Annotated in this window: 9 protein-coding genes and 3 pseudogenes; 6 read left to right on the top strand and 6 right to left on the bottom strand. The window is 38.6% G+C overall.

Annotation, left to right across the window (positions count from 1 at the left end; all coding sequences use genetic code 11):
* From EWV84_RS18700 to EWV84_RS18695, 3 pseudogenes are all read left to right on the top strand, one after another.
* A pseudogene (locus EWV84_RS18700) lies at nucleotides 1–283 on the top strand (hypothetical protein); the annotation flags it as partial.
* 20 nt (nucleotides 284–303) lie between these two features.
* Nucleotides 304–484: pseudogene (locus EWV84_RS23160) on the top strand (hypothetical protein); the annotation flags it as partial.
* Nucleotides 479–775: pseudogene (locus EWV84_RS18695) on the top strand (hypothetical protein); the annotation flags it as partial. The pseudogenes EWV84_RS23160 and EWV84_RS18695, both read left to right, overlap by 6 nt.
* Nucleotides 776–1,238: 463 nt before the next feature.
* Here the strand turns inward: EWV84_RS18695 and EWV84_RS18690 are convergent.
* The 6 genes from EWV84_RS18690 to EWV84_RS18670 all read right to left on the bottom strand — a co-directional run bounded on the left by EWV84_RS18690 (nucleotide 1,239) and on the right by EWV84_RS18670 (nucleotide 4,297).
* Nucleotides 1,239–1,691 (bottom strand): DUF29 domain-containing protein, encoded by a 453-nt coding sequence (locus EWV84_RS18690; protein WP_287079284.1) that lies wholly within the window; start codon nucleotides 1,689–1,691, stop codon nucleotides 1,239–1,241.
* A gap of 156 nt (nucleotides 1,692–1,847) precedes the next feature.
* On the bottom strand, nucleotides 1,848–1,934 hold the full coding sequence (locus EWV84_RS22950) for a PEP-CTERM sorting domain-containing protein (RefSeq protein WP_071823541.1): 87 nt from the start codon (nucleotides 1,932–1,934) through the stop codon (nucleotides 1,848–1,850).
* Nucleotides 1,935–2,049: 115 nt separating this feature from the next.
* Complete coding sequence (locus EWV84_RS18685; RefSeq protein WP_287079283.1) at nucleotides 2,050–2,205, bottom strand: hypothetical protein; 156 nt, start codon at nucleotides 2,203–2,205, stop codon at nucleotides 2,050–2,052.
* A 15-nt stretch (nucleotides 2,206–2,220) separates the two neighbouring features.
* Nucleotides 2,221–2,415 (bottom strand): DUF5615 family PIN-like protein, encoded by a 195-nt coding sequence (locus EWV84_RS18680; RefSeq protein ID WP_287079282.1) that lies wholly within the window; start codon nucleotides 2,413–2,415, stop codon nucleotides 2,221–2,223.
* Nucleotides 2,415–2,705 (bottom strand): DUF433 domain-containing protein, encoded by a 291-nt coding sequence (locus EWV84_RS18675; protein WP_043999245.1) that lies wholly within the window; start codon nucleotides 2,703–2,705, stop codon nucleotides 2,415–2,417. The genes EWV84_RS18680 and EWV84_RS18675 overlap by 1 nt, the downstream gene beginning before the upstream one ends.
* Nucleotides 2,706–2,929: 224 nt before the next feature.
* Nucleotides 2,930–4,297 carry a PEP-CTERM sorting domain-containing protein gene (locus tag EWV84_RS18670; RefSeq protein ID WP_287079280.1) on the bottom strand — a complete coding sequence of 456 codons (1,368 nt, stop codon included), beginning with the start codon at nucleotides 4,295–4,297 and terminating at the stop codon, nucleotides 2,930–2,932.
* Between the two features lie 303 nt (nucleotides 4,298–4,600).
* Here EWV84_RS18670 and EWV84_RS18665 point away from each other — a divergent pair, with 303 nt between their 5' ends.
* The 3 genes from EWV84_RS18665 to EWV84_RS18655 all read left to right on the top strand — a co-directional run.
* On the top strand, nucleotides 4,601–5,026 hold the full coding sequence (locus EWV84_RS18665; protein WP_287079278.1) for a DUF29 family protein: 426 nt from the start codon (nucleotides 4,601–4,603) through the stop codon (nucleotides 5,024–5,026).
* A gap of 274 nt (nucleotides 5,027–5,300) precedes the next feature.
* Nucleotides 5,301–5,573, top strand: a complete 273-nt coding sequence (locus tag EWV84_RS18660; RefSeq protein ID WP_287079276.1) for a DUF2281 domain-containing protein — start codon at nucleotides 5,301–5,303, stop codon at nucleotides 5,571–5,573.
* Nucleotides 5,560–5,890 (top strand): type II toxin-antitoxin system VapC family toxin (locus tag EWV84_RS18655; RefSeq protein WP_287079275.1); only part of this gene is annotated, 331 nt, incomplete at its 3' end. The genes EWV84_RS18660 and EWV84_RS18655, both read left to right, overlap by 14 nt.

Below are 5,890 nucleotides of genomic sequence, written 5' to 3'. Positions count from 1 at the left end.
AGTTAACAATCTTTTAGAATCAGAAGATAGGGAGGTATTTATGGCTTTATCTCAATCTTATTTAGAGTGGAAAGAGGCGACCAAACGAGAAGGACTTCAACAAGGACTTCAACAAGGACAACGACAAATTATTGAAAATTTAATGCAAGTGAGGTTTGGAGAATTGGATGAGTCTTTGATAAAAGTTATTGATGATTTGCTCAAGTTATCACCGATGGAGTCTAGTCGTTTATTATTGGAGTCTTCACGGGAAGATTTAATCAGACGATTCCTCTCTGAATAAATTAATTAAGGTTCTTCGATTTGTGTTATGCAAGGGACGGGATTATAAGAGATGAAACCCTTATAGAGAAAGACATTGCTGCGATATTTATCAATTGTTTTCGCTCTAGAACGAACTAATCAATTAAGTCTCTTGCCAGATAAGAATTTAGTCGATTTATGCCACCCGATCGAACCATACCAAGTAACGAAGAACCAAATTAACAATCTTTTAGAATCAGAAGATAGGGAGGTATTTATGGCTTTATCTCAATCTTATTTAGAGTGGAAAGAGGCGACCAAACGGGAAGGACTTCAACAAGGACTTCAACAAGGACTTCAACAAGGACAACGACAAATTATTGAAAATTTAATGCAAGTGAGGTTTGGAGAATTGGATTAGTCTTTGATAAAAGTTATTGATGAGTTGCTCAAGTTATCACCGATGGAGTCTAGTCGTTTATTATTGGAGTCTTCACGGGAAGATTTAATCCGACGATTCCTCTCTGAATAAATTAATTAAGCTGCCCGCGCATTTAAATTGCTTGTTGAGATTAGGCAAGAGGCAACAGTAAAAGGATTGGGGGAGATTCAGCTTATCTAAGGATAAGCGGTTAAAATACGTCTTAGCTTAAACAGATTCAAAGAAGCAATAAACGGGGTAAAACGGAAGGGTATTATAACAGATGAAGAATTACAATAGACCTGAAAAGACGCTTATGATTTAGCTTTAGGACAAGCTACTTTAGAGGCTTTTAAAGGAAAATATGGAGTCAACGAATTAGCAGAAATTGTGATAAAATGCGATTATTTACCAAGCAATCTGGTTAATTTTGTGGTGATTATATTCTCTTAAATCTCTACAGATGAATTAGAATAGACTCAACGATCTAAGCATCCAAAAAGTGAAGATTTTAAATTAAGAATTATCTTAAAAAACTAGGTTCCATCCTAGCTAAAATTATCTGAATAATTCTTTATCTAATTTCAGGAAGCCAATCTTCGTCTAAAATATCAGCTAAAGTATAAGGACTTGCCGAGGATAATTTTAAATCCGTTTTCACCTCTGCCATTTTTCTGGCTTTACCATAAAGATAATCGAGACGATTAGATAAATGGTTTCTGAGATTGGTCGTTAATCTTAATTCCAATTGAGTCCTAAAACCAATTAATTCACCTCGCCAATGTCGCTCGTTATCTTCTCTTTCGCTTGACCAATACTGATAGAATAAAAGATGTTGTATGATTTGAATTACTAAACTCTCAACCGCATTTTTTTGTTCCCTTCCCAAAGCTTCTAACTCCTCAATTAAATGCTCATAGTCTAAACTATCAACTTGACGATTTTTTAACAATAAAACTGTCTTATCTAGCCATTGCTGATAATCTTCTTCATAAATGGATGATAAACTTTGTCTGGCATGACTCATCGGTTATTCCTCAATCCTTCAGAATATATCGCCATTATACACCAACAAAAAAGCCCCCCTTTCGAGGATGCCGTTTTATCTAATGATTGAGATGCTAACTGATTGAAATGCCAAAAATAGGGAGTTTATGGACTTTCTCATCAAAGTTAGGTTAGATTATGACCGTTTCTTAATTAAAAAACCCACCAAAGAAAACAGCCCTAACCCTAATATAGAACTAGGCTCCGGTACTAACGAAATCATTAGTTATAGTCATTTCAGATAAGTCTGATACACTCTAGACCGACAAAACCCTTGTGAACTCTGGGATTAATATTCTCAATTTTAATTGAAATGGCTATACCTTACTGACCGCCTTCTATTCTAGATAATCCCCTAAAAAGACGAGTTTATTCTTGATATCTTCGGCAGAGCGGGTAGCGATTAAATTAGCAATAGCTTTTACCTGTTCTCTCACGGAATATCTTTGTTTTGCGGCCACAATAATTCCCGTATGGCTGATCGAGCGCGTCATATAGGATTTATGCAATCAACAAAAATCGCCTACATTAAAAGTATAAATTACCCGACCTTGCTGGGTTGCCCAAACCAGTTGATCGGGATCGGGTAGCTGAATGTTTTTCGCTTCCCAAGTGGTAATTACATCAATCTTCAGATTCCGCAAAGCTTCCACGACCGAGCGTTGACCCGCATCTTCATCAAGGTAGAGACGGATTTGACTCATTACAATTCACCGGCTCGATATCGGGATTCCCAGTCTTCACAATCGGCTCGGTAAGCATCGATATCGGCCTCTATCTGTTCTTTATTCGCGTGATAATACGCTAGAGCGCTATAAATTTGAGCCAGACTTAACTGAGGATATTCCTTAGCGATCGCTTCGGCACTCATTCCCGTTTTATGATCCATGACTAAACTTTGAATCGTGATTCTAGTTCCTGCGATCCGGGGACGAGCATTACAAATATCCGGACTAGCAACAATAAATTCGCTAATATCGATGCCTGTAGCCATATTTTCGCCTAGAGAAGTCCCTTTTATTGTAGCTCGATCGATACATCCGAGCAACAAAAAAGCCCCCCTTTCGAGGATGCCCTTTTATCTAATGATTTAGACGCTAACTGATTGAAATGCCAAAAATAGGGAATTTATGGACTTTCCCATCAAAGTCAGGTTGATGATTGAAGCTGGAAATCGCCATCATGTTGTATAAGCAACAAGATTAATGACAATTGCTATTAAGAGTCTTTTTGGGCTTGCTTCTTATTTAATTTTCCCGTCAAGAAAGCACCGAATCCGAGTAATCCTAAACCTAATAAATTGGACGGTTCAGGAACACTTACAGTAATAGGGTTTTGGGTGACTGTTACTATTCCAGGATTAGTAAATGTTAACCCAGTAACAAAAGCAGTAGGATTAGTTGGATCGAGCATTTCCGCAGGATCGATATCACTGATGCGAAAATCACTAAAGCCAAGGGGATTAACACCCAATAAGTTGAAAGTCGTTCCTGCTAGGAGAGAATAATTGCCAAATCCGGGTAATTCCAGGATAAAGTTACTGTCGCCTTGGGGAAGAGCACTAGGGATTAAAACTGAGGCGAATAAGGGTCCGCCTGTCACTGAATAATCGTATCCTACCGACACAATCGGATCGAAAAAGATGGGGTTAGTTGTACCGAATCCATTATTACCGACGGGAACATTAGGAAAGGTAAAGCCGTTGGGGTTGCTTGGATTTGGGGTGGGGAGAAGCGGATTGGTAGGTGTTGTCCCGGGTTGAGAATTTGGGTCTCCATCTAAACTAGCAATCCAAGCTTCAGTCAGACCATTAGGGTTAGTCCCAGAACCCACAACCGTTAACCCATCGGCAGAAATTGCGTTAGCTTCGTTCAAAAACCAACCGGTTAAATCTAAACCATAATCATTAGTTAAAACCTGTTGTAAGCTCCGCATCCCTTGGGCGCTATTCCAGATAAATGCTTCCTGACCATTAACACTTTGACTGTAACCAACCACGACAGACCCATCTCCTGATACTCCTGAAGCTATGCTGAAGAAACGAAAAGTATCCACCGATGATAATAAATCTCCTAGTCCGACCATCCCTGTCTGTTGTGTCCAACGGAATGCCTCAAATGACGAATCATTGCTGCTGTAACCAACCACAACAGACCCATCGCTTGATACTCCTAAAGCTTCGCCAAAACTCGCCCACTCCAAGTTCCCTAGTCCAACCGTCCCCGTTGCTTGTGTCCAACGAGATGCGTCAAAATCGCTATTGCTGCTACCAACCACAACAGACCCATCTGCCGATACTCCTGGGCTAGAGAAAAACCCACCTGGAAAGGAAATCCCCCCCGCTAAGTCCCCCAGTCCGACCATCCCCGTTGCTTGTGTCCAACGGAATGCCTCATTACCACTAGCACTTGTGCTCTGACCAACCACAACAGACCCATCGGCTGATACTCCAGTAGCATCGCTAGAGAAACTACCCCCCGGTAAGTCTCCTAACCCCTGAAAAGAGGCGGCTTGTGCCGGAACAGCTACCCCGATCGCACCCAATCCGATCCCTAAACTGATACAATTAGCTAGTATCTTGTTCATAACCTGATAAAAATCCAAAAAACTGAGTGATTTTTACAATGATTTTTACAATATAGATGTTCACTTTGGTTTTGTCTGTGGGAATTTGTGGCCATTTTGGATTTTCTGATACAATAATTTTTGTGGGATAAAGTGGGATTTAGTGGCAAAAAGGAGGGCAAGGATGATCAAACAAGCCTAAACTTTTGTTAATAAGGCAAGAGAACAAGCAAAAGTTTTCGCTTGTTTTTCCAACTTTAACAATATCTAATGTAAAGAACAAATTACTAAATTAAGAGGTTAATCAGTAAAAAAAGGCAAAAAATGGAAGAATTATTAGAGTCAAAAAATCTATTACTAGCTGGCAATGTTCCCGATGCCTTGCTCTTGGTAGAGGAAATGACAGAAATGAGCAAAGATGATAAGCTCAATAAGATTTTTAGCTTTAGTATTATTGTTCTATTACATCTGATTAAACAGCAAGCAGAAAAACGCAGTACACGCTCAGGTGAAACCTCTATTTCTAATTCTGTTCGACAGATTCAACGCATTAATCAACGACGTAAAACCGGAGGAAATTATCTAACAATAGAAGAATTAAAAGAAACCTTAGATGATGCTTATTCTTCAGCTTTAAGACAAGCGGCATTAGAAGCTTTTGAGGGCATATATAAACCAAAAGAAATTGAAGCTATGGTTGATAAAAATAAAATTATTAATCAAGCATTGGAGTTGATTTTAATGGATTAGGGAACAGGTGACAGTCGGAAACAAATCAGGAGATTTAAATGTCAGGAAAAGCGAAACCCAACACCCAACACCTAAATCCGTCTGAATCGGCGCTCTCCTCCTCTCATTGCTTTTTGTTGGGTTTCCTTGGGTCTATAGTTGGGTTTCCTTACGTCAACCCAATCTACTTTAGTTTCCTTGGGTCAATCCAACCGATGGTAGCAGAAGTCAAAATTATTCGTTATGTTGCTTAAAGATTAGCAGCCTGTTTAAAAACCTTAACGGAGGAAAATTAATGATTAACTTAGAACAAATTCAACAAGATATTAACCAATTACCTGAAGAAGCACAAAACTTACTGATTGATTTTATTGAGTTATTAAAAAACCGCTATTCTTTAGCAAAAAAGCCTGAGATTGAAGCAAAAATAAACCCTGAAGCTCAAAGTACCCTAGACATTTTAAAAGAATCTGGATTAATCGGTTGTATTAGTGCAGAATCAGACCTTTCTACTAATTATAAATCCGTTCTCAAAGAAGGATTAAAAGCTAAATATGATCATCGTTGATACTGGGTTCTGGGTGGCTTTATTTAACAATAAAGATCAATATCATCTAATAGCACAGCAAACCTTAGCACAGTATTCTTCTCAACCCCTAATTACAACTTGGTGTGTTTTAACAGAAAGTTGTCATCTTCTTTTACAACGTTCTCCAAATCTCTATGCAGGAGTTGAAAAACAAATAAAATTAATGAACGTATTTGAGAGACATCCCCAAAAATTTCTATTATTTCACCTTGAAAATACTCATCTAGAAAGAATTCAAGACCTTATGAAACAATATCAAAGTCTGCCAATGGACTTAGCCGATGCCTCCCTAGTTA

This window comes from Microcystis sp. M_QC_C_20170808_M3Col (genome assembly GCF_007095505.1).
Lineage (GTDB): Bacteria > Cyanobacteriota > Cyanobacteriia > Cyanobacteriales > Microcystaceae > Microcystis.
Note: the sequence above shows the minus strand (reverse complement) of the source record. Positions and strands in the feature narration are given on the sequence as shown.

What these genes read in the sequence shown, in the direction of transcription:
- EWV84_RS18690 (WP_287079284.1), bottom strand. Translation starts at nt 1,691, where the DNA reads ATGAGTCATGCCAGACAAAGTTTATCATCCATTTATGAAGAAGATTAT.
- EWV84_RS22950 (WP_071823541.1), bottom strand. Translation starts at nt 1,934, where the DNA reads ATGATTTCGTTAGTACCGGAGCCTAGTTCTATATTAGGGTTAGGGCTG.
- EWV84_RS18685 (WP_287079283.1), bottom strand. Translation starts at nt 2,205, where the DNA reads ATGACGCGCTCGATCAGCCATACGGGAATTATTGTGGCCGCAAAACAA.
- EWV84_RS18680 (WP_287079282.1), bottom strand. Translation starts at nt 2,415, where the DNA reads ATGAGTCAAATCCGTCTCTACCTTGATGAAGATGCGGGTCAACGCTCG.
- EWV84_RS18675 (WP_043999245.1), bottom strand. Translation starts at nt 2,705, where the DNA reads ATGGCTACAGGCATCGATATTAGCGAATTTATTGTTGCTAGTCCGGAT.
- EWV84_RS18670 (WP_287079280.1), bottom strand. Translation starts at nt 4,297, where the DNA reads ATGAACAAGATACTAGCTAATTGTATCAGTTTAGGGATCGGATTGGGT.
- EWV84_RS18665 (WP_287079278.1), top strand. Translation starts at nt 4,601, where the DNA reads ATGGAAGAATTATTAGAGTCAAAAAATCTATTACTAGCTGGCAATGTT.
- EWV84_RS18660 (WP_287079276.1), top strand. Translation starts at nt 5,301, where the DNA reads ATGATTAACTTAGAACAAATTCAACAAGATATTAACCAATTACCTGAA.